17 protein-coding genes and 1 other RNA gene are annotated in these 20,591 nt (G+C 63.0%); 12 read left to right on the top strand and 6 right to left on the bottom strand.

Features of this window, described 5'->3' with window-relative positions:
- On the top strand, positions 1 to 620 hold a 620-nt coding region (locus QM659_RS12630; protein ID WP_415188671.1), incomplete at its 5' end, for an NYN domain-containing protein.
- Between the two features lie 29 nt (positions 621 to 649).
- Here QM659_RS12630 and QM659_RS12625 read toward each other — a convergent pair.
- Together QM659_RS12625 and argB are read right to left on the bottom strand one after the other, a co-directional pair.
- A complete protein-coding gene (locus QM659_RS12625) occupies positions 650 to 1,447 on the bottom strand; it encodes a pyrimidine 5'-nucleotidase (RefSeq protein ID WP_415188670.1) in 798 nt (265 codons plus the stop codon).
- A 162-nt stretch (positions 1,448 to 1,609) separates the two neighbouring features.
- The gene (gene argB / locus QM659_RS12620; RefSeq protein WP_181952102.1) at positions 1,610 to 2,539 is read right to left on the bottom strand and encodes an acetylglutamate kinase; all 930 of its coding nucleotides are present in this window, start codon (positions 2,537 to 2,539) and stop codon (positions 1,610 to 1,612) included.
- Positions 2,540 to 2,797: 258 nt separating this feature from the next.
- Between argB and QM659_RS12615 the strand changes: the two genes are divergently transcribed.
- From QM659_RS12615 to QM659_RS12585, 7 genes are all read left to right on the top strand, one after another.
- A complete protein-coding gene (locus QM659_RS12615) occupies positions 2,798 to 3,625 on the top strand; it encodes a UDP-2,3-diacylglucosamine diphosphatase (RefSeq protein ID WP_415188669.1) in 828 nt (275 codons plus the stop codon).
- 74 nt (positions 3,626 to 3,699) lie between these two features.
- Entirely contained in the window at positions 3,700 to 4,737 is a 1,038-nt protein-coding gene (locus tag QM659_RS12610) for a CHAD domain-containing protein (protein WP_415188668.1), read from the top strand.
- Between the two features lie 5 nt (positions 4,738 to 4,742).
- Positions 4,743 to 4,839, top strand: an RNA gene (gene ffs, locus QM659_RS12605) — signal recognition particle sRNA small type.
- Between the two features lie 135 nt (positions 4,840 to 4,974).
- Positions 4,975 to 6,684 (top strand): DNA polymerase III subunit gamma/tau, encoded by a 1,710-nt coding sequence (locus QM659_RS12600; protein ID WP_415188667.1) that lies wholly within the window; start codon positions 4,975 to 4,977, stop codon positions 6,682 to 6,684.
- A 101-nt stretch (positions 6,685 to 6,785) separates the two neighbouring features.
- The gene (locus tag QM659_RS12595) at positions 6,786 to 7,106 is read left to right on the top strand and encodes a YbaB/EbfC family nucleoid-associated protein (protein WP_127075131.1); all 321 of its coding nucleotides are present in this window, start codon (positions 6,786 to 6,788) and stop codon (positions 7,104 to 7,106) included.
- 638 nt (positions 7,107 to 7,744) lie between these two features.
- Complete coding sequence (locus QM659_RS12590) at positions 7,745 to 10,294, top strand: circularly permuted type 2 ATP-grasp protein (protein ID WP_415188666.1); 2,550 nt, start codon at positions 7,745 to 7,747, stop codon at positions 10,292 to 10,294.
- Positions 10,291 to 11,190 carry a transglutaminase family protein gene (locus QM659_RS12585; protein WP_415188665.1) on the top strand — a complete coding sequence of 300 codons (900 nt, stop codon included), beginning with the start codon at positions 10,291 to 10,293 and terminating at the stop codon, positions 11,188 to 11,190. The genes QM659_RS12590 and QM659_RS12585 overlap by 4 nt, the downstream gene beginning before the upstream one ends.
- A gap of 42 nt (positions 11,191 to 11,232) precedes the next feature.
- Here QM659_RS12585 and QM659_RS12580 read toward each other — a convergent pair whose 3' ends face one another.
- Entirely contained in the window at positions 11,233 to 12,417 is a 1,185-nt protein-coding gene (locus QM659_RS12580; protein ID WP_415188664.1) for a rhomboid family intramembrane serine protease, read from the bottom strand.
- Between the two features lie 14 nt (positions 12,418 to 12,431).
- Positions 12,432 to 12,818, bottom strand: coding sequence for a lysozyme inhibitor LprI family protein (locus QM659_RS12575; protein WP_164729776.1), 387 nt, complete (start codon positions 12,816 to 12,818; stop codon positions 12,432 to 12,434).
- Positions 12,819 to 13,002: 184 nt separating this feature from the next.
- Between QM659_RS12575 and QM659_RS12570 the strand changes: the two genes are divergently transcribed.
- The 3 genes from QM659_RS12570 (at position 13,003) to QM659_RS12560 (ending at position 16,465) form a co-directional block, all read left to right on the top strand.
- Positions 13,003 to 13,428, top strand: a complete 426-nt coding sequence (locus tag QM659_RS12570) for a Rieske (2Fe-2S) protein (protein ID WP_415188663.1) — start codon at positions 13,003 to 13,005, stop codon at positions 13,426 to 13,428.
- A gap of 266 nt (positions 13,429 to 13,694) precedes the next feature.
- A complete protein-coding gene (locus tag QM659_RS12565; RefSeq protein ID WP_415188662.1) occupies positions 13,695 to 14,060 on the top strand; it encodes a (2Fe-2S) ferredoxin domain-containing protein in 366 nt (121 codons plus the stop codon).
- A 125-nt stretch (positions 14,061 to 14,185) separates the two neighbouring features.
- On the top strand, positions 14,186 to 16,465 hold the full coding sequence (locus QM659_RS12560) for an NADP-dependent malic enzyme (protein ID WP_303487647.1): 2,280 nt from the start codon (positions 14,186 to 14,188) through the stop codon (positions 16,463 to 16,465).
- A gap of 60 nt (positions 16,466 to 16,525) precedes the next feature.
- Here QM659_RS12560 and QM659_RS12555 read toward each other — a convergent pair whose 3' ends face one another.
- On the bottom strand, positions 16,526 to 16,753 hold the full coding sequence (locus QM659_RS12555) for a hypothetical protein (RefSeq protein WP_415188661.1): 228 nt from the start codon (positions 16,751 to 16,753) through the stop codon (positions 16,526 to 16,528).
- 214 nt (positions 16,754 to 16,967) lie between these two features.
- A complete protein-coding gene (locus tag QM659_RS12550; protein WP_415188660.1) occupies positions 16,968 to 18,701 on the bottom strand; it encodes an MFS transporter in 1,734 nt (577 codons plus the stop codon).
- A gap of 372 nt (positions 18,702 to 19,073) precedes the next feature.
- On the opposite strand from QM659_RS12550, the gene QM659_RS12545 reads away from it, so the two are divergent.
- A complete protein-coding gene (locus tag QM659_RS12545) occupies positions 19,074 to 20,582 on the top strand; it encodes an alkaline phosphatase (RefSeq protein WP_415188659.1) in 1,509 nt (502 codons plus the stop codon).
- The last annotated feature ends 9 nt before the right edge of the window (positions 20,583 to 20,591 follow it).

Genomic DNA, 20,591 nt, shown 5'->3' with positions numbered 1-20,591 from the left:
TTGCTATCATGAGAGTTGCGATATTTATCGATGGTGGGCACATTCGCGTTTTAGCGAAGGCGTCCGGATTTCATTACAATCCAGACTTTATAGAAAAGGTTGCTCATAACTGCCTTGGAAACGATGAAGAGCTTCTTCGCGTACTTTATTATGACTGCGCACCCTATATCGGTAGCCATAAAAAGCCGGTTTCAGGGGATATGCAAGAATTCAAGGGGTCCGACGGTTGGCTTCATATCCTTGCGCAAAAAGATCTTTTCGCCGTAAGGCTCGGCGTTCTCAAATTTCGAGGCTTCAAGCCGATCTCTATTCCAATCTCAGAAAAACTGAACGACGACGATTTCAAGCCCGACTTTGAACAGAAGGGCGTGGATATGCGCATCGGTCTCGACATCGCGTCTTACTCTGCCAGCAAGGCAATTGACCGGATCATCTTGGTGTCGGGCGACACAGATTGTATTCCCGCAATGAAGCATGCGCGCAAGGCTGGGCTTCAGATCGTCTTAATTACATTCCCCGCGCATAAAATAGCTTCGGAGCTATTGGAGCACGCTGATTATCGGCGTGAAATCTCTTGGCCGAAGCAAGATAAGAAAATTGTAAAGAAGTCAAAAGCGTGACGGTTTGATCGGTTGGCAAGCGCCCAGCCTTAATTCCCTGCGATGCTGTCGAGGAAGCGCGTGAGGTCGTCCGTCTCGTAGTGGATGTAGGGCGGCAGCGCGGTTGCGGCGGCGAGCGCGTGCTGCGACGGGTGGTCGAGATAATCCGAGCGGACGAGCACCGTCTTGATGCCGAGCGCGTGCGCCGCTTCGAGGTTGTGCGGCAGATCCTCGAACATTGCCGCCTTGCAGTCGCCCCCCTCGCAATAGCGCATGAAGGCGCCGAAGCTTTCCGGCTTCGGTTTCGGCACATAATTGCCAGCCGCGATGTCGAAAATGCCGTCGAAGCGGTCGAGCACCCCGAGCTTCGCCGCCACGCGTTCGGCATGGCGGGCCGAGCCGTTCGTGAAGATGAACTTGCGGCCTTCGAGGCGCGCGATGGCGGCGTCAAGCTCCGGCATGGGTGAGACCGGCGCGAGGTCGATGTCGTGGACGTAGTCCATGAACTCTTCGGGCTTCACGCCATATTCGGCCATCAGCCCCGCGAGCGTGGTGCCGTAATGATAATAGAGATCCTTCTGCACCTTCCGCGCCGCCGCGTGGTCGAGCCCGAGCAGCTTCTGGATGAAGCCCGACATGCGCTGATCGATCTGCGCGAAGAGGTTGCACTCGGCGGGATAGAGCGTGTTGTCGAGGTCGAAGATCCAGAGCCGCGTCTCGGCGAAGGCCTTGGCGAGCGCGCCCGCTTCTGCTGCGGCTTCGACGAGCGTTGTGGCGGCTGCGTCGGCGTCTTCCGCCTCCGTGATGGCAGGGGCGTCAGAGTGGGCGGCGCCTGCGCTCCCTCGCATGGATGATTCGTCGGACAAAACTTTACTCTCGGTTTCGCGCGGCGTCGCGCGCCCGCACGCCACATATAGTGCGCCTGCCCCGATCCGGCTACGCGTCAAGCTTCGGCTCGCACGACAGGCACCCCTTGCAAAGAAAAGGCCGGGTCGCCCCGGCCTTTTCTCCTAGTCCCGCTCGATCAGCGTGCCGACGCCGTGCTCGGTGAACAGCTCCAGCAGCACCGCATGCGGCACGCGGCCATCGAGAATCACGACGCCTTCCACGCCCTGCTTGATGACGTTGATGCAGCCTTCCACCTTCGGGATCATGCCGCCGGAGATGGTGCCGTCCGCGATCATCGCGCGCGCCTGGCTTACGGTGAGGCGATGGATGAGCTTCTTGTTCTTGTCGAGCACGCCCGCCACGTCGGTGAGAAGAAGCAGCCGCTTCGCCTTCAGCGCGCCCGCGAGCGCACTCGCGAACGTGTCGGCGTTGATGTTGTAGGTCGTGCCGTCGCGCGCGAGGCCCAGGGGCGCGACCACCGGGATGATCTCGTTCTGCGCGAGAACCTCCACGATGCGAGGGTTCACTTCCTCCGGGTCACCGACGAAGCCGAGGTCCACCACGCGCTCGATCGCCGAATCGGGATCGATCTCGGTTCGCGTGAGCTTCTTCGCAATCATCAGATTGCCGTCCTTGCCGGAGATGCCGCAGGCATGGCCGCCAAGCGCGTTGATCTCCGCCACGATGCCTTTGTTGATGGAGCCCGCGAGCACCATCTCGACCACTTCGACGGTGGCGGCATCGGTCACGCGGAGGCCGCCTGAAAACTCGCTCTTGATATCGAGGCGCGCCAGAAGCTTCGCGATCTGGGGGCCGCCGCCATGGACCACCACCGGCTTCACGCTCGCCTGCTCCAGCATGACGATGTCGCGCGCGAAACTCTCCGCGAGCTTCGCGTCGCCCATCGCGTGCCCGCCATACTTGATCACGACGGTCGCCTGATCGTAGCGCTGCATGTAGGGGAGCGCTTCGGAAAGGATCTCGGCGGCGATGCTGGGCTTTCTGAGGCCCCGGTAGAATTCTTCGTTCGGATCGGGTTCGGTGGCGGACATGCGGTCTCCAGATCGACTCTGCGGGGTCGGGCGTTTCGCTTGCGCCCAAAATTACGGCGCGCGCGTCAAGATGCAAGGGGCGTCGCGCGGATCGCGTCACGCGGCGAACCGGGACAGGGAAGGGGGCTTGCCTGCGGCTTTCTCGCCCGCACCCTGGCACGTTGTGGGCCGCGCAATCGAAAGGTCCGGCTGTCACACGGTTGCAATGCAAGTGCCGTTTTCTCTCCAACGTAAGCCAAGGGGATGAGGGACACGCTTATGCATGGCTTCTTTCGGAACGTGCCGGTGATCCGGTTCGGCGAAAAGCGTTATCGCGCGCTCTTCCTTTCGGATCTGCATCTTGGCACGCGCGCCGCGAAGACAGACGGGCTGATCGAATTCCTGAGAAACCACGACGCCGAGACGATTTACCTCGTCGGCGACATCATCGATTTCTGGCGCCTGAAGCGCGGCGTGATCTGGCCCGGCGGCAACGACGAAATCCTGCAACTTCTTCTGGAGCGCATGCAATCCGGCACGCGCATCGTCTATGTGCCCGGCAATCACGACGAGGCGCTGCGCGCCTATTGCGGCATGAGCTTCAGCGGCATCGAGATCGCGCGCGATTGCGTGCACACGACAGCCAACGGCCGCAAGCTGTTCGTGCTGCATGGTGACGAATTCGACGTGGTTGTGCGCTACGCGAAGTGGCTGCGCTTTCTCGGCGACCGTTCCTACGAGTTCGTGCTGTGGTGCGACGGTCCGCTGAACTTTCTGCGGCGCAAGCTCGGCTTCGGTCACTGGTCGCTCTCCGTCTATGTCAAGACGCGGGTCAAGGCGGCGGCTGCGTTCATCGACGAGTTCGAGGTGGCGCTCGCGGGCGAGGCAAAGCGTCGCGGCTTCGACGGCGTCGTGTGCGGTCACATCCACCATCCTGCCGACCGGCTGATCGATGGCGTCCGCTATCTGAATTGCGGCGACTGGACGGAAAACTGCACAGCCATAGTCGAACATGCGGAGGGGCGGATCGAAATCCTGCACTGGCGTCAGGGCGACCGCGAACGCGAACCGGCAAAGATCCCCGAGCCGATGCTCAAGGCGGCATAGGGCTTCAGCCGCTTGACGAGCCGGCATGCAAACCCGATTTTGAAAAAACAATCCCTCGTCCAGAGCATACTCAAGTGAATTATCGCCTAAATCTGTTCGAGCCATTGAGCCAATCGGTTCCTTCGGTAGGCTGCGAGCAACTGGACGCCGCGATTGAAAGGCTCATGGCTGCCGAGCACGACGAAACGGCCGTCCATGCGGCGCGGCGTCATTTCAAACGTACCCGCGCGCTCATCGCTCTCGTGAAAGCGGCAGATAGAGGCGACGCGGCCCGAACCGCGCAGGGGCTGATTTCGCATGCGGGACGGCTTCTTTCCGCCAGCCGCGACGCGCAGGTGGCCGTGGGCGCGGCTGAAACGCTCCGCGCGGAATTCGCGGGCGCTTCCCACGAAAGGCTTTTCTCCGATCTGTCTTCATGGCTTGAGGCAAGGCGCGGGAATGCGTTGGAGCGGGCGGTTTCCGAAAAGATCGGGAATGCCATCGCGGAAGTCGCCAAGGCGAAAGCGGGTCTCTTCCAGTTCGATTTCGGCGACGCTTCCGTAAAGGATTTGCTCGGCGCCGCGGTGCGAACATACAAGCGCGGCCGCCGCGCGATGAAGAAAGCGCTCGCTTCCGGACACGCCGAGGATCTCCACGAGTGGCGAAAACAGGTGCAGCGCCATTGGCGTCAAACGCTGCTTCTGAGAACGGCGTGGCCAAGGGAAGCGAAGGCCCGCTCGAAACTTGCCAAGACGCTTTCGGACGCGCTCGGCCTCCATCACGACCTCGCGGTGTTGCGCGACATGATCGAGCAAAATCGCGCGGTGTTTCGCTCGCCTTCCGACGTCAATACGCTTCTGCGGTTTATCGATGAGAAGCAGGCCGCGCTGCTGGCCGACGCGAAGGAGCGCGGGAAGCAGCTCTACGCGGAGAAGCCGAAGGCGTTCCACGCACGGTTGAAAGCTCATTGGAGGAGCCTCAGCCGCACGGATGAAAATGGCCGTGGCCGCCGGAAACGGCAGAAATGCACGAAGAAGCCGCCATGCGGGCCCGGCTGCAAATGCGAAAAAAAGCGCGCGGCCAAGGCGACACGCAAAGCCCTCTTGCCAGAGACGCGCGAAACGGCGATATAAGGGGCGGGAGGTTGGCGCAGGCGTATCGCTCGCCAACCGGGTCAGGTCCGGAAGGAAGCAGCCCTAACGAATCCGATGCGGGTTGCTGTCCAGCCTCTCACTGCCGTCTTTCGCGGCTTTTCTTTTTCCGCCTTGTTGTTGGCGGTCGTCGCAGTTGCTTCTGCGACAGAAGGCTTTGATGCCGCCGTCGCGGCACCATGATCGGGCGCATGACGGTCCGCCTGCCGGATCTGGGACATGAGCAACAGCGATAACGCCTCGGCGCTCCCCACCTCCGAAGTTTCGGGCAAGGCGCAATCCTATCTCGTCCTCGCGCGCAAATACCGTCCGCACACGCTAGACGATCTCATCGGTCAGGACATTCTCGTCCGCACGCTGCGCAACGCATTCGCGATGAACCGCATCGCGCAGGCCTACATGCTGACGGGCGTTCGCGGCGTGGGCAAGACCACGACCGCCCGCATCCTCGCCCGCGCGCTGAATTACGAGCGCGACGGTCTGCCGGACCGGCCGACGCTCGACATCGCCGAACTCGGCCGCCATTGTCAGGCCATCATGGAGAGCCGCCATGTCGACGTGCTCGAAATGGACGCCGCCTCCAACACCGGCATCGACGACATCCGCGAGATCATAGAGGCTGTGCGTTACAAGCCTGCGGCCGCGCGCTACCGCGTGTTCATCATCGACGAAGTTCACATGCTGTCCAAGTCCGCCTTCAACGGGCTTCTGAAGACTCTCGAAGAGCCGCCGCCGCATGTGAAGTTCATTTTCGCAACGACCGAAATCCGCAAGGTCCCCGTCACGATCCTGTCGCGCTGCCAGCGCTTCGACCTGCGCCGCGTCGAGCCGGAGCTTCTTTCCGCCCACTTCGCGCACATCCTCGAAAAGGAAGGCTACGCCGCCGATGAAGCGGCGCTGGCGCTGATCGCGCGGGCGGCGGAAGGTTCCGTGCGCGACGGGCTGTCTCTGCTCGATCAGGCGCTGACCATGGCCGAAGGCCGCCTCACCGCCTCCTCGGTGCTCGACATGCTCGGGCTCTCGGGCCGCGCCGCGATCTTCGATCTGCTGGAGCGCATCTTCGATGGCGATGCGGCTGGCGCGCTCACGGCACTCGGGGCGTTGAACGAGCGGGGCGCCGACCCTTCACTGATCATTTCCGACGCCGCCGACGCGGTGCACGCGCTGTCGCGCCTCAAGGTACTTCCGGGCGCCTATCCGCCGGACCTCTCGGCCGATGATCGCGCGCGCGCCGACCGTCTCGCCGCGGCGCTTCCGGTTCCCCGCCTCGCCGTTGCCTGGCAGATGCTTCTCAAGGGGCTCGATGAGACTGCGCGCGCGCCGCGTCCCTTTGCGGCAGCAGAGATGCTCGTCATCCGCATGTGCTATACGGCGCAGTTGCCGTCACCCGCCGATGTCATCGGCGATCTGAAGGGCGGCGAACGAGCCGCAGTCCGCGATTCGGCTCAAGGCGCGCCGTCGCCGAACGCCGGTTTCGATGCCGCGCGCCCCCGCGCAATCGCCTCGCGAGGAAACGAAGGGGCACAGGCTGTCGCGCGCGTCGTTCAGGCCCCGGAGGAAACCGCCCCACGCTTCGGCTCTTTCGAGGATATCGTTGCCGAGGCCGCGGCCACCCGCGACATCAAGCTCAAAATCGCGCTTGAAGAACAGGTCGAACTCGTGAAATTCGGCTCTGGCTTTCTCGAACTGCATCTTCTCGAAGGCGCGCCGCAGTCGCTCGCTCCCGAGCTTGCGAAGAAACTGCAAGCCTGGACGGGCGAGCGCTGGATCGTTTCGCTCTCGGAGGAGCGCGGGCTTGCCCCGCTCGGCGCGCGCATGAGGGACGAAAAGGCGCAGGCCAAGGAAGAGATTCGCAAGCATCCTGCGGTGAAGAGCATTCTTCATCATTTCCCGGATGCCGAGATAACGGACGTGCGAAAGCTCGATTGAGAGCGCCCGGCGGATCGTCCGGCGCGGATCGGTCGTTGAGCAAGAATGGGTTCCGGGCTTCGGCCGAGGCTTCTGAACCGAACCAAGGAGAAGGTTTCCTGATGAAAAACATCATGTCGATGATGAAGCAGGCACAAGAACTGCAAACCAAGATGGCCGAGCTGCAAACCGAGCTTGAGACCATGCAGGTGGAAGGCACCTCGGGCGGCGGACTCGTCCGCGTGCGGCTCACCGGCAAGGGTGTGATGGCCGGCCTGTCCGTCGATCCGAGCCTCATCAAGCCGGAGGAAGCCGAAATTCTGGAAGATCTGATCGTCGCCGCCCACAACGACGCAAAGCAGAAGTCCGAGCAGGTCATGGCCGAGAAGATGCAGGCGCTGACGGCGGGTCTGCCTCTGCCTCCGGGCCTGAAGCTGTTCTAGCGGTCCGATCCCGGCATTTGCATCCGTTTGCAGTACGCTTGCGAGCAAATGTCGGAATCGAAAGGACCACTAGCAACATCATGATTCTAGTGGAGCTTTTGAATTTGACATTTGAGCGAGAGCTGCGGCCGCCGGGACTCAAATGTCAAATTCGCTCCACTAGCGACTTGGGGCGGCCTCTCCTTTCTTGAAGAGCGGCTGCCATCACCAATGCTTTTGCGTTGGGGATTTCTTTTGGCGCCGGTTTTCGATCACCTGGCGTTCGGGCTTGTCATGGAGCGCGCAGATGATGCGGGCTCAGATCCCCAATGAAACTTGTTTGTTTTATCCCGGTTTGTCGAACGACGGGCGCCGTCGATTTTCTTGCGACCGAAACGCCAGGCTGGAGCGGAATGGCTCGAAAGCGGGCGCACGCAACCCGCGCCGCCTTGTCGCATCCGACGGCAATCATTTTTTGCCGAAGGCGCAACATTATTAGCGTTTCCAACCGCCACGCTGGCGAAGCCCCGGAAGGAATGTTACAATTGGGTGAAACTGGAAGCATTCCACGGCCGCTTGGGGGCGAAATGATCGACCGAAACGGATGGTGTCCTCCGGCAATGCCGGGGGAAGCTTAAGTGCAGGCCATGAGCAGCACGGTGCAAAATCCTATTATGCCGCAGGACTTGCTTGCAGCCTACACGCCGCCGACGGTCGGGCACGACGAAGCCATCGATGCCGACGGGAGAATCCGGCCTCAGTGGCGCGCGTTTTCCGAGGCTTTCGGCGCAATTCCCCTTGATGAGCAGGCGCAGCGTCAGGAGCGGCTTCGCCGCCTCGTCGCCGAGAACGGCATAGCGCACGACCTCTTCGCCGAGCCCGGCAGCCGCCAGCCCTGGTCGATCGACCTCATTCCCATCATGATTTCGGCCGGCGAATGGGCGATGCTGGAACGCGGCCTCATCCAGCGGGCGCAGCTTTGCGACATGATGGCCAAGGACTTCTACGGCTCGCAAATCCTGCTTCGTTCGGGTCGTGTGCCGCCGCGTCTCGTGTTCAGCGATCCGGCCTTCCTGCGCGCCTGTCGCGAGCCGAAAAACACCGGGCATCTCATCAATTTCTTCGCCGCCGACCTCATACGGGACGCAAGCGGCGAATGGCGCATCATCGATGTGCATGCCGAGACGCCCGCGGGCGTGGGATTTGCTCTGGCGAACCGGCTGCTGCATGGCCAGCTTATGGGCGACGTCTTCCGAAACTGTCGCGCTGTCCGGCTCGCTTCGCATTTCCAGCAGATTCAGACCGAACTTCTGCAGCGCATCGAGCGCGACGACCCGCTCATCACCCTGCTGACCCCAGGTCCCCGGCACGACGACTATTTCAGCCACGCCTATCTTTCGCGCTATCTCGGCTTCCAGCTTGTGGAAGGCGGCGATCTGCGCGTGATCGGCAGCCGCGTGTACATGAAGACGCTCGAAGGGCTGAAGCCCATCGATCTCATCATCCGCTGCGTGGAAGGCTCGCATTGCGATCCGCTCGAACTCGATCCGAACGGTTTTGCCGGTCCGGTCGGGCTCGTGCAGGCGCTCAGACGCAATCCGCGTCTGATGATGAACTTCCTCGGCTCGTCGATCATGGAGAACCGGGGGCTCGGGCCGCTTCTGCCCGACATCAGCCGCGCGCTTCTCGGGCAGGATCTGGTGCTCCACGACACGCACCGCCGCTGGCTCGGCGACATGGAATCGCGCGTCTATGTGTTCGCGCATCCCGAGCGCTTCGTGATCCGCCACGCGCATGAGGGCACGGGGCGCCCGGGCCGCGCGGAAGTCGGCATCATGCTCGAAACGCTGACGCCCAAGGCGCTCGACGCGCTGCGCTTCGAACTCGACGTGAACGGGCAGGATTATGTGGCCGAGGAGCGTTCGGACAGCGCCTATGCGCCGTCCTGGACAGCCGAAGGGCTGACATCGCGCCGCTTCGCGATGCGGCTGTTCGTGGCCGGCATCGATGGCGACTATCGCGTGATGCCGGGCGGTCTCGCCATGTCGCTCGACGGAACGCCGGGCGTCGCCATGTCGGCGCGCGACGGTCATTCGCGCGACGTGTGGATCGCCTCCGACGACGATGTCATGCCGCCCCATATCTCGCTGATGCGCCCGGCCGCCGAGGTTGCGCGCGTGCTGCGCGCGGGCATCGGCCTCAGAAGCCGCATCGCGGACAACCTTTATTGGCTCGGCCGTTATTGCGAGCGCGCGGACTGGGTGATGCGTCTCATGCGCGGCGCGTTGAGCCGCTCCGAGGACTCCGGCACGGTGCCCATCGGTGCGGGCGGACGGCGCGCGCTCGAACTCATCCTGTCGAAGGATCAACCCGCTTCGGCGGCAGGGATCGGCCACGATCCGCGCGCCATCGAGCAGTCGGTGCGTCTGCTGATGACTGCCCCCGGGCGCTCGCACAGCCTGCCCGGCCTCGAAAGCAACATGCTGCGCGTGGGCAGCATCGTGCGCGAGCGCCTCTCGCTGGAGGTGTGGCAGACGCTGCTCCGCTTCTCGAGCATCGCGTCTCCGCAGGCGAACGACCTCTCCGACTCGGTCAAGCTGCTCGACAGGCTTAACGCGGGCATCGTCACCATGGCGTCGCTCAACGGGTTGACCGCCGAGAACATGACGCGGAACTACGGCTGGCGCTTTACCGACATCGGGCGGCGGCTCGAACGCGCCTATAATCTGGCAGAACTGCTTCTGGCGCTGTTCGGCGAAGTGCGGCGCGAGGACGACGAGACGGCGCGCCTCTTCTTCGTGCTGAACGTGGCGGACAGCACCATCACCTTCCGCCAGCGCTATCTGTTCGCGCCGATCCTCTCGCTCGTGCTCGACCTCCTCATGGTGGACGAGGCGAACCCGCGCGGTATCGGTTTCCAGCTCTGCGCGATCACGGATCATCTTCAGGCGCTGCCGCAGGCGTCGCCCCATGCGCCGCACAATGAAGAACAGCGGCTCATTCTTGAACTCCTGACGAAGGTTCGCCTTGCAAAGGTCGCGAGCCTTGAGCATGCCGACGCGTCCGGCCGGCGCGTCGAGCTTCAGGAGTTGCTGGGCGCCCTGATTTCGGGCTTGCCGAAGCTTTCCGAAGCGATTACGCGCCGTTACTTCAACCTGACCGAAGACGAGCTTCGGCGCGTCTACACCCGCTTCGGTAGCCATTCATGAATTTCGAGATCAGCCATCGAACGACGTATCGCTATTCGGCGCCGGTTTCGCAGTCCCACCATGTCTTGCACCTGACGCCCCGCTCCCACTATCGCCAGACCGTCTCGCGGCACAGCCTCATCATCGATCCGGCACCCGCCTCCAAGGCGGAGATGATCGACGATTTCGGCAATCCCGTCTCGCTCATCGCCATCGAGCAGGATCACCGCGAATTGCTGATCCATTCGCGCGCGCAGGTCGAGGTTTTCGCGCCCGCGCCGATCGATACGCACCGCACGGCAAGCTGGAACGACGTCGCCGCGCAGCTTCGCGCCAATCTCGGCCCGGAGACGTTCGAGGCCATCCAGTATTCCTGCCCGTCGCGTTTCATCCGCCCGTCGCGCGACATCCACAAATTTGCGCGGTCGAGCTTCGTGGAAGGCCGCCCGATGCTTGAAGCCGTGCAGGATCTGACGGCGCGCATCAACCGCGATTTCAAATATGAGAGCGGCGCGACCGATGCCGCGACCTCGGTAGAGGAGGTGCTCCGCATCCGGCGCGGCGTGTGCCAGGACTTTGCTCATCTCGAAATTGCCTGCCTGAGGACGATGGGCCTCGCCGCCCGCTATGTGAGCGGCTACCTGCTCACCTATCCGCCCGCCGGGCAGCCGAAGCTTGTCGGCGCGGATGCGAGCCATGCGTGGATTTCGGTCTGGTCGCCGGAAATCGGCTGGGTCGATTTCGACCCGACGAACAACATGATCCCCGGCGAGGAGCATATCGCCATCGCCTTCGGGCGCGACTTTCAGGATGTCAGTCCCGTCAGCGGCGTGCTGCTCGGCGGTGGCGAGCATGAGGTCGAGGTGGCCGTCGATGTCAATCCCGTCAACGGGTGGAGCAGCATCCAGCCTCGCTGACGTCTCTTGTCCGCGATCCGTCGTCCGCGCTGGACCTTGCCCTTATCGCGGGCAAAGCCCCGCATTTTCGAGAAGGATCTGGCGTTCGCCGCTGGAGGCGCAGACCGGGCTTGCCATCTCGGCGGCCTCCGCCCGCCGCCCGCTATCCTTCAGGAGCAGGGCAAGGTTCACCCGGATCAGATGCTCAAGCTCGGGCTTGAAGAATGTCCGCAGCATCTCGCGGTCGGCAAGAGCCGCGCGCCATTCGCGTTCCGCGCCGGCATTGTCGTTGTCGCCTTGCAGGGTGACGGCGCGGTAGATATGCGAGCGGGGATCGCGCGGAAACTCGGCGAGAAGTTCCGTCGAACGGGTCCGGATCTCGTCCATGCCCTTGGGTAGCCTTGCATCCGGGATGATGAAGACGGCCAGGCTCTGCGAACTGTAGGTCGCCGCGACCTGCGAAGCGGCGAATATCGCGCCGCACAGGCCGAGTACCGCCACAAGAAGGGCCGTCTTGCGATGCGGCGGCGCTTCGCTGCCCGGATGCCAGAGGCCGAGCAGCGTCGCTCCCACGATGCCCCCCGCGACCGCGCCGCCGATATGCGCAGCAAAGTCGATCCGTTGCCCGAACAGCCCGTCGAACAGCGGAATGAGCGAAGGGATGAGCACGCCGAGCGAGCCGGACAGCATCAGCCGCCGTTGGCGCGACTGCTTCGGGAAGCGGTAGGCAACGACGAGTGCCGCCGCGAACAGACCCATGATCGCGCCCGACGCGCCGACCGAAATCAGATCCGCCGCGTTGATAGCGAGCGAGGCGAGCCCGCCGCCGAGCGCACCGACCACGAAGATCGCCGCGAACCAGATGGGGCCGACCACGCGCTCCAGCGCAGCGCCAGCAAAAAGAAGCGCGAGGCCGTTCAAGGCAAGGTGCGGCACGCCACCATGCAGCAACGGCGCCGAGAAGAGCCGCCACCACTGGCCGCCTTCGACGACGAGGCTCTTGTCGAGCGCGCCGAGCGCGACGAGCGTCGCGATTCCGGGATCGAAGAGGGTGCCGCTTCCTGCGATGCGGAACACGGCTTCGCACAGATAGACGGCGAGGATGACGCCGATCAGGCCCAACGTGGCGGTCAGCGGCGGCCGCTGGTATTCGACCGCATCCTGCAGAGGCGAGGCGGGCGGCAGCCGCTCGCCAGCAGGAAGGGAATCGCCGGCCACGGCTCCGCCGGTTTCGCGGGCGCCTTTCATGGGCGTTTCTTGCATCAGTCCGCCTTCAATTCCTTGGTCCGGTCTTTCGTCATATCGTTCAAGCATCCGGCGACGATCAGGTCTTCGCTCGTTCCGCCAATCATCTTGGCGCCCTGCCAACTGCAATTGGCGTCGCGAAAACGAAGCCACAAGCGCTGCGCCTCGATCAGCCGCCGCCGCCTCTCGCGGGTGTCGGCGTCGTCGGCGGAATATTTTTCGAGAAGCCGTTTATAAATCGCGTTCAGTTCGCCGTCGTTTCGCTCATAATCGCGGCCGATGCAGTTTCGCGTTTCGACGGTCGAATTCGCCGTGTCGAGACAGGCTTCGAGCGGCTCGGCGGCATCGGCCTGCGCAGGCGCGCCTACGAGTGCCGCAGCAAAAACAGCCAGCAGAATTCTCATCGTCCCTCCCGGAAAAAATCTCTCCTCCCCGACACTATGCGAGCGCACCATGCCTGCGCGGGGCGCCTTGCGCAAACGATTAGCATCCGGCCTGAAATGGTTCTAAGGTAAGGGCGCGCCGGGGGCATGCTCCTTGCATCACATCGCGAAAAGATCATGGCGCAACCCAGCACAGGGACGACATATGACCGAGACCAAAGAAACCATCGTCTACGCTGTTTGCGAGGCGAACATCGCGCCCGGCTGGGTGCAGCCCTTCACCCTTGCGAAGGTCGGACCGGATGGCAAGGAAGAGCCTTTTCCCATCCTCATCGTGCGCGACGAGGCGCGGAAGTTTTACGCCTATGTGAACGTCTGCCCGCACGAGAAGCGGCCGCTTTACGAAGAGTCCGAAAACTATGTGTCGGACGGGCGGCGCCATCTGCACTGCATGCAGCATGATGCGCGGTTCGAGCCGAGCACGGGGCTTTGCGTCGAAGGCGAGTGCAAGTTCCAGAGCCTCGAAAGCATCCCCGTCGCGATCATCGACGGCGACGTGTGCATCGCGGGCGTCGAGCTTGCGGAGGATGACGACGCCGGGCCGCCGGAAATCATGATCGTTTCGGAATAGCGGCTCGCGGGATCACGAATTTTCAGGCGGTGTGCGGAAGTACGCCGCCTTTTCTTCGTGGGGCGCCGATGCGGCGCGGTCAGCATGCGTCATTTTGGCAGGAACGGAACATTCGCTTTGTTTAATTAGTCCAGTTCCAGCCTTTCGCCCCGGCCTCCACAGCGCAACATTCCCCACCGTTCGCGCTTTCTACACCTGTGAGGGCTTTCGGTACGAACCTTGCTCTTTGCCTTCTGCCGCGCGCGGCTCAGGTACAGGAGAAGCGAATGACCGAAGCCCTCACAACCGCCCCCGAAGGCAGACCCTTCGACCTGCCGCTTGTGTTCAAGCGCCACGTCTTCATCTGTGCGCAGCAGAGGCCGCCCATGCATCCGCGCGGCAGTTGCGCCGCCTCTGGCGCGATGCCGCTGATCGAGCGGCTTTCCGCAAAAATTCAGGCGCTGCAAGATCCGGAACTCGCCGTCACGGTGACGGGCTGTCTCGGCTTCTGTCAGGCGGGGCCGGTGGTCGTCGTCTACCCGGAGGGGATCTGGTACGCGCCGAAGACTGTCGAGGACATCGACGAAATCTGCGTATCGCATCTTTGCGAGGGCGAACCGGTCGAGCGGCTCATCTTCGTCCCGAAGGTGTGATTGCGCTTTTTGCTCTATCCTCGCATGGCTGATAGTCGCGCGGCGGCGTAGCGCAAGCGCGCATTGAACAGGCGGCGCGAATGGCCTAGCTGTGGGGCGACAAACACCCGCAGGAGAACGCCCCGATGGCGAAGGATTTCAAGCAGAGCGCGATCGAATATCACGAGAGCGAGCCGCCGGGAAAACTCGCCGTCACGCCCACGAAGCCGCTGTCGACCCAGCGCGACCTCTCGCTCGCCTATTCTCCCGGCGTGGCGTTCGCCTGCGACGAGATCGTGGCGGACCCGGCGGCGGCGGCGCGGCTTACCGCTCGTGGCAATCTGATCGGCGTCATCACAAACGGCACAGCCGTTCTCGGCCTCGGCAATATCGGTCCGCTGGCCTCCAAGCCGGTGATGGAAGGCAAGGCCGTGCTGTTCAAGAAATTCGCCGGCATCGATGTTTTCGACATCGAGGTGGACGCGAAAGACCCCGACCGCTTCGTCGATGCGGTGGCGGCGCTTGAGCCTACCTTCGGCGCGATCAACCTTGAGGACATCAAGGCGCCCGAGTGCTTCGAGATCGAACAGAAACTCCGCGAGCGCCTCAAGATCCCCGTCATGCACGACGATCAGCACGGCACGGCCATCGTGGTCGCCGCCGCGATCCTGAACGGCTTGAAGCTCGTCGGCAAGGATATCGGCAGCGTGCGCCTCGCGTGCTGCGGCGGGGGCGCGGCGGCGCTTGCCTGCCTCAACCTGCTCGTGAGCCTCGGCCTCAAGCGCGAGAATATTTTCGTGTCCGACCGTGTCGGCGTGGTCTACGAAGGCCGTACCGAGGAGATGAATCCCTACCTCGCGCGCTATGCCCAGCCGACGAACTTCCGCAAGCTCGCTGAAACGCTGGTCGATGCGGATATCTTCCTCGGCCTTTCCGCACCGCGCGTCGTCTCCGCCGACATGGTGAAGACCATGGCGGACCGGCCGATCATCATGGCGCTCGCCAACCCGACGCCCGAGATCATGCCGGACGAGGTGAAGGCCGTGCGCCCCGACGCGATCATCGCCACGGGCCGGTCGGACTTCCCGAACCAGGTCAACAATGTCCTGTGTTTTCCCTTCCTGTTCCGGGGGGCGCTCGATGCGGGCGCGACCGAGATCAACGAGGCGATGAAGAAGGCTTGCGCGATGGCCATCGCCGACCTCGCGCAGGCCGAGGCGCATGACATCGTGCTGACGGCCTACGGCGCAGAGAGCTTCCATTTCGGGCCGGATTATATCATTCCGAAGCCGTTCGATCCGCGTCTCATCACGCGGCTTGCCCCCGCCGTGGCCCGCGCCGCCATGGAGTCGGGCGTCGCCACACGCCCCATCGCCGATTTCGCCGCCTATCGCGAGAAGCTCGTGCGCTTCGTGTTCCGCTCGGGCCTCGTCATGAAGCCCGTGTTCGAGGCGGCGAAACGCGCGCCGAAGCGCGTCATCTTCGCGGAGGGCGACCGCGTCAAGGTTCTACAGGCAGCCTATCAGGTGCTGTCGGAAGGCATCGCGCAGCCGATCCTCGTCGGCAGCCGCAAATTCATGGAAGAGCGCCTGCGCGACCTCGCATTGCCGATGAAGCCCGGCGTCGATTTCCAGGTGTTCGACCCGACCGAAGATGCAAGCGTCGACGATCTCGCCGCAGCGTACCACCGTCTCACCGACCGCAAGGGCATCACACGCTCGGATGCGCGCGTCGCCGCGCGTCGGCAGAACACCGTGATCGCGGCGATGCTTCTGAAGCGCGGCGACGCGGACGCGTTGATCTGCGGCACGACCGGCCGCTTCGACAGGCACTTGAAGGACATCGGCGACATCATCGGTTTGCGCGCGGGCGTCAGGAATTTCGCCGCGCTGAACGCGCTCGTGCTCGAGTCCGGCACGTTCTTCGTCGCCGATACGCAGGTCAACTACGACCCGACCGCCGAGGAAGTGGCGGAAGCCGCTTCTCTCGCGGCAAAGCAGGTGGCCCGCTTCGGCCTGACGCCGAAACTCGCCTTCCTTTCTCACTCGAACTTCGGCAGCGGCAACACGCCAAGCGCGAAGAAGATGCGGGAGGCGCTGCAACTTTTCTGGGAGCGCGAACCGGGTGTCGAGGCCGAGGGCGAGATGCATTCCGACATGGCGCTGGCGGAAGGTGTGCGGCGCGAGCTGTTTCCCTATTCGAAGCTCGAAGGGGAGGCGAATGTGCTCATCATGCCGTCGCTCGATGCGGCCAACATCGCCTATAACGCGATCAAGGTGCTCGGTTCGGCCATCTCCATCGGCCCGATCCTGCTCGGCGCGGCGATGCCCGCTCATATCGTGACGCCGTCCGCCTCCGTGCGTGGCCTCGTGAACATGACGGCGGTGGCCGTCGTCGGTGCGGGCGAAAGCCGGGAGGCGGACTGAGACCCGTCAAGATCGCGCGGCGGGCTCGAAGCTCACGCTCCCGCCGCGCTTTGTCGCTCCCTATCTCACCACGGGGCCCGATCCGGGGCATGCCCATTTCCGGCCCATCGCACACAAGCGACGCATGCGCGCTTCCCTGATCTTCTGCTTCTTGTACCAGTCGGCGGATGCGAAGGGCGGGTAGTAGCATCCACCCTTACCGTCCGGAAGCGAGCCGCCGCTGCAGGCAGCCCAGGCGGCGCCGCTGAAGCAGACGGTCATCGCGGCTGCCGCGATCATTCGTTTCATCGTTTCCTCTCCTGTCGGTATTTTTTGGCGCGCTGAACGCGATTGAAGGGAAACGCGTTTCTCGCGCGTTGGCTCACGGGCTCGCCCAATGCATCGGCAAACGACCGCGGATGCCTTGCGAGGCATTAACGGAAACGAAAAAAGCCCGCGTAAAACGCGAGCTTTCCCCAATGAGCGGCAGCCTCCGGGGCCTAAGCCCCGGGGCGAAGTTTTCTTAGTTGATGATGTCGCGGCCCTTCGTCTCGCGCAGGAAGAGCACGCCGAGGACGAGGGTCATGATCGCCACGATGATCGGATACATCAGGCCGGCGTAGATGTTGCCGGTCGAGGCCACGATGGCGAAGGCGGTGATCGGGAGGAAGCCGCCGAACCAGCCGTTGCCGATGTGATAGGGCAGCGACATCGCGGTGTAGCGGATGCGGGTCGGGAAGAGTTCGACGAGCATCGCCGCGATCGGGCCGTACACCATCGTCACGAGGATGACGAGGTAGACGAGGAGAGCGACAACGGCCCAGCTCACGCCTTCGAGCGAAGACTTGGCCGGATAGCCCGCGGTCTTGAGCGCCTCGGCGAGTTCCTTCTTGAAGCGGTCGCCCTGAACCTTCGCGTCGGGGCCGGCTGCGTCATAGGACTGCACTATCGTATCGCCGATCTTGATCGAGGCTGTGCCGGTCGCGCCCGTCTCGTTGATGTAAGGCACACCGGCCTTCACGAGCGAGGACTTCGCAACGTCGCAAGGCGAGGTGAACTTCGACTTGCCGACGGGGTCGAACTGGAGACGGCACTGGCTCGGATCGGCGACGACCGTAACCGGTGACGTCTCGATGGCCTTGGCAAGCTGCGGGTTACCGGCATGGGTCAGGAGTTCGAACACGCCGGGATAGGCATAGGACCCGAGGCCGAGAGGCTTCAGAAGGCCCGTCGGGTAGTAGGTGAGGATCGCGAGCAGCAGACCCAGCATGATGATGGGCTTGCGGCCGATCTTGTCGGAGAGCCAGCCGAAGATCACGAAGAACGGCGTGCCGATAAGGAGCGCAATCGCGATCATGATGTTCGACCAGTAGGGATCGACCTTGAGCGTCTGCGTCAGGAAGAACAGCGCGTAGAATTGGCCCGTGTACCAAACGACGGCCTGACCGGCCGTGAGGCCGAGAAGCGCGAGAAGAACGATGCGGCCGTTGGTCCAGTTGCCGAACGCTTCCGAGAGCGGAGCCTTCGAGGTGCGGCCCTCTTCCTTCATCTGCTTGAAGACCGGCGATTCGTTCAGGGTCATGCGGATCCAGACCGAGATGCCGAGCAGCACGATGGAAACGAGGAAGGGAATGCGCCAGAAGCCGTATTCCGCCGCGAACGAGGCAGCCTTTTCGGCAGCGGTATCGCCGGGCGAGAACTGGCGGCAGAGCAGGATCACGATGAGCGAGAGGAACAGGCCGAGCGTCGCCGTCGTCTGGATCCAGCTCGTCCGGTAGCCGCGCTTCGTGGGTTCCGCATGCTCAGCCACATAGATCGCCGCGCCGCCATATTCGCCGCCGAGTGCCAGACCCTGCAGCAGGCGCAACCCGATCAGGATGACGGGTGCCGCGACGCCGATCGTATTGTAGCCGGGGAGGATGCCGACGAGGAAGGTCGACAGGCCCATGATGAGGATGGTGATAAGGAAGGTGTACTTACGGCCGACGAGATCGCCGAGGCGGCCGAACACGATGGCGCCGAAGGGGCGCACGAAGAAGCCCGCAGCAAAGGCGAGCAGGGCGAAGATGAACTGACCGGACTCGGTCAGGCCCGAGAAGAAGTGCGAGCCGATGATGGCCGCGAGCGAACCGTAAAGGTAGAAGTCGTACCACTCGAAGACCGTCCCGAGCGATGACGCAAAGACCACCTTGCGCTGTTCCGCCGGGCTTATTTCCCCGGCAGGCGTGTAGGCTCTTCCTGCTGCGATGTCTGTCACTAAACCCTCCCAATCTTGGATATGCGTCTGTTTTCGAAAAACCGGACAAATGGCGGTTGCCGGAGGCGTTTCCGGTGCGCGAATACATCGCAGATTTAGCATAGCTCCCATGCGACGGAGCTAAGACATTGGGGCTAAGACTTTCGGACTACCGTTGAAAACAAAACGGAAAACTTAAAAATACCCACGAAAGAGGGGGGAAGGGCGCCGCCAGACCGGGACCTTATCCATTCGCGCCTTGCATGTCTGACATGACCGGGAATCAGTGCGTCCCCTGTGCCGTTCGGGCGTCGACACATATCTGTGACAAGGCCGTCGTAAGAGGGAAGCCAGGGTTTGCCGATCGGCTGGCAACCCATCACGGAGCACGACATGACATCACGGACCGTCGCTGTTGCCCTGGGGTTCGCGGGCATTGCAGCGCTGTGCGCACCAGCGGAGGCGCAGAGCATCAAACAGGCTCAGGACAGCTATTTTCTCGCGGCGAAAGCGGATCTCGAAAAGATCCTCGCGCGCCAGCCCAACACGAAAAAGGCCAAAAACATTATCCTTTTCGTCGGCGACGGCATGTCGATTCCCACGGTGACGGCGGCGCGCATCCTCGACGGCCAGCGGCGCGGCGGCGACGGCGAGAGCAACTCGCTCGCCTTCGAGACGCTTCTTCCCTACGTGGCGCTGTCGAAAACCTACACGCATGACAGCCAGGTGGCGGACTCTGCGCCGACCGCGACCGCGATGGTTTCCGGTGTGAAGTCGGTCAACGGAACCATCGGCGTCGATCAGCATGTCGTGGTAGGCAATTGCGCGAGCCAGAAGGGCAACGAAGTCACGACGATTTTCGAACTCGCGGAAAAGGCCGGGCTTTCGACCGGCATCATTACGACCACGCGCATCACCCACGCGACACCGGCTGCCGCCTACGCCAAGACTGCAGGGCGCGATTGGGAAGTCGACACGAACCTGCCCGGTCCCGCGAAGGCGGCAGGTTGCAAGGACATCGCAACCCAGCTCATCGAATGGCCGGCCGGCAATGGTTTTGAAGTGATTTTCGGCGGTGGCCGCTCGTACTTCCTGCCGAAGGAAGCTGCCGATCCCGAGTACGAAGGCAAGACGGGTGCCCGCGCCGATGGCCGCAATCTCGTCGAAGAGTGGCAGCGCAAATACAACGATGGGGTGTATGTCTGGAACAAGGCGCAGTTCGATTCCATCGACCCGGCCAAGACGGGCCATGTGCTCGGCCTTTTCGAGCGCAGTCACATGCAATACGAGGCGGAACGCGAGAAGGACAAGGCGGGCGAACCCTCGCTCGCGGAGATGACCACCAAGGCCATAGACCTTCTATCGCAGAACAAGGAAGGCTTCGTGCTGATGGTGGAGGGTGGCCGTATCGACCACGCGCATCATGACGGCAAGGCCGGTCTCGCGCTTCTCGACACGCTGGCGCTCGACGAGGCGGTAAAGGCTGCCTACGCCAAGGTCAATCCCGAGGAGACGCTGATTATCCTCACAGCGGATCACAGCCACGTCTTTTCGATCTCGGGCTATCCCAAGCGCGGCAATCCGATCCTCGGCCTCGCCGGTTATGGCCTCGACGGCAAGCCCTACACCACGCTCGGCTATCTGAACGGTCCGGGGGCAAAGGCGAACGAGCCGCGCGCCGATCTCAACGGCGTGGACACAACCTCCCTCGACTTTCGCCAGCAGGCGCTGATTCCGCTCGACGCGGAATCGCACGCGGGCGACGATGTGGCGATTTTCGCCCAAGGGCCGTCGGCGCACCTCTTCCAGGGCGTGATCGAGCAGAACATGATCTTCCACGTCATGACGCACGCTTCGGGCCTTCTGGAGAAGGCGGGCACGGAGTCTGCCGCCGTGAAGTAGACAGTCTCG

The sequence above is a fragment of the Rhodomicrobium sp. genome, from assembly GCF_047605405.1.
Taxonomy (GTDB): Bacteria; Pseudomonadota; Alphaproteobacteria; order Rhizobiales; family Rhodomicrobiaceae; genus Rhodomicrobium; species Rhodomicrobium lacus.
This window is presented reverse-complemented; position numbering and strand designations above follow the sequence as displayed.

Coding starts and splice junctions, on each gene's coding strand:
- QM659_RS12625 (WP_415188670.1), bottom strand. CDS start 1,447: ATGCGAGGGAGCGCAGGCGCCGCCCACTCTGACGCCCCTGCCATCACG.
- argB (WP_181952102.1), bottom strand. CDS start 2,539: ATGTCCGCCACCGAACCCGATCCGAACGAAGAATTCTACCGGGGCCTC.
- QM659_RS12615 (WP_415188669.1), top strand. CDS start 2,798: ATGCATGGCTTCTTTCGGAACGTGCCGGTGATCCGGTTCGGCGAAAAG.
- QM659_RS12600 (WP_415188667.1), top strand. CDS start 4,975: ATGAGCAACAGCGATAACGCCTCGGCGCTCCCCACCTCCGAAGTTTCG.
- QM659_RS12595 (WP_127075131.1), top strand. CDS start 6,786: ATGAAAAACATCATGTCGATGATGAAGCAGGCACAAGAACTGCAAACC.
- QM659_RS12585 (WP_415188665.1), top strand. CDS start 10,291: ATGAATTTCGAGATCAGCCATCGAACGACGTATCGCTATTCGGCGCCG.
- QM659_RS12580 (WP_415188664.1), bottom strand. CDS start 12,417: ATGAAAGGCGCCCGCGAAACCGGCGGAGCCGTGGCCGGCGATTCCCTT.
- QM659_RS12575 (WP_164729776.1), bottom strand. CDS start 12,818: ATGAGAATTCTGCTGGCTGTTTTTGCTGCGGCACTCGTAGGCGCGCCT.
- QM659_RS12570 (WP_415188663.1), top strand. CDS start 13,003: ATGACCGAGACCAAAGAAACCATCGTCTACGCTGTTTGCGAGGCGAAC.
- QM659_RS12565 (WP_415188662.1), top strand. CDS start 13,695: ATGACCGAAGCCCTCACAACCGCCCCCGAAGGCAGACCCTTCGACCTG.
- QM659_RS12560 (WP_303487647.1), top strand. CDS start 14,186: ATGGCGAAGGATTTCAAGCAGAGCGCGATCGAATATCACGAGAGCGAG.
- QM659_RS12555 (WP_415188661.1), bottom strand. CDS start 16,753: ATGAAACGAATGATCGCGGCAGCCGCGATGACCGTCTGCTTCAGCGGC.
- QM659_RS12545 (WP_415188659.1), top strand. CDS start 19,074: ATGACATCACGGACCGTCGCTGTTGCCCTGGGGTTCGCGGGCATTGCA.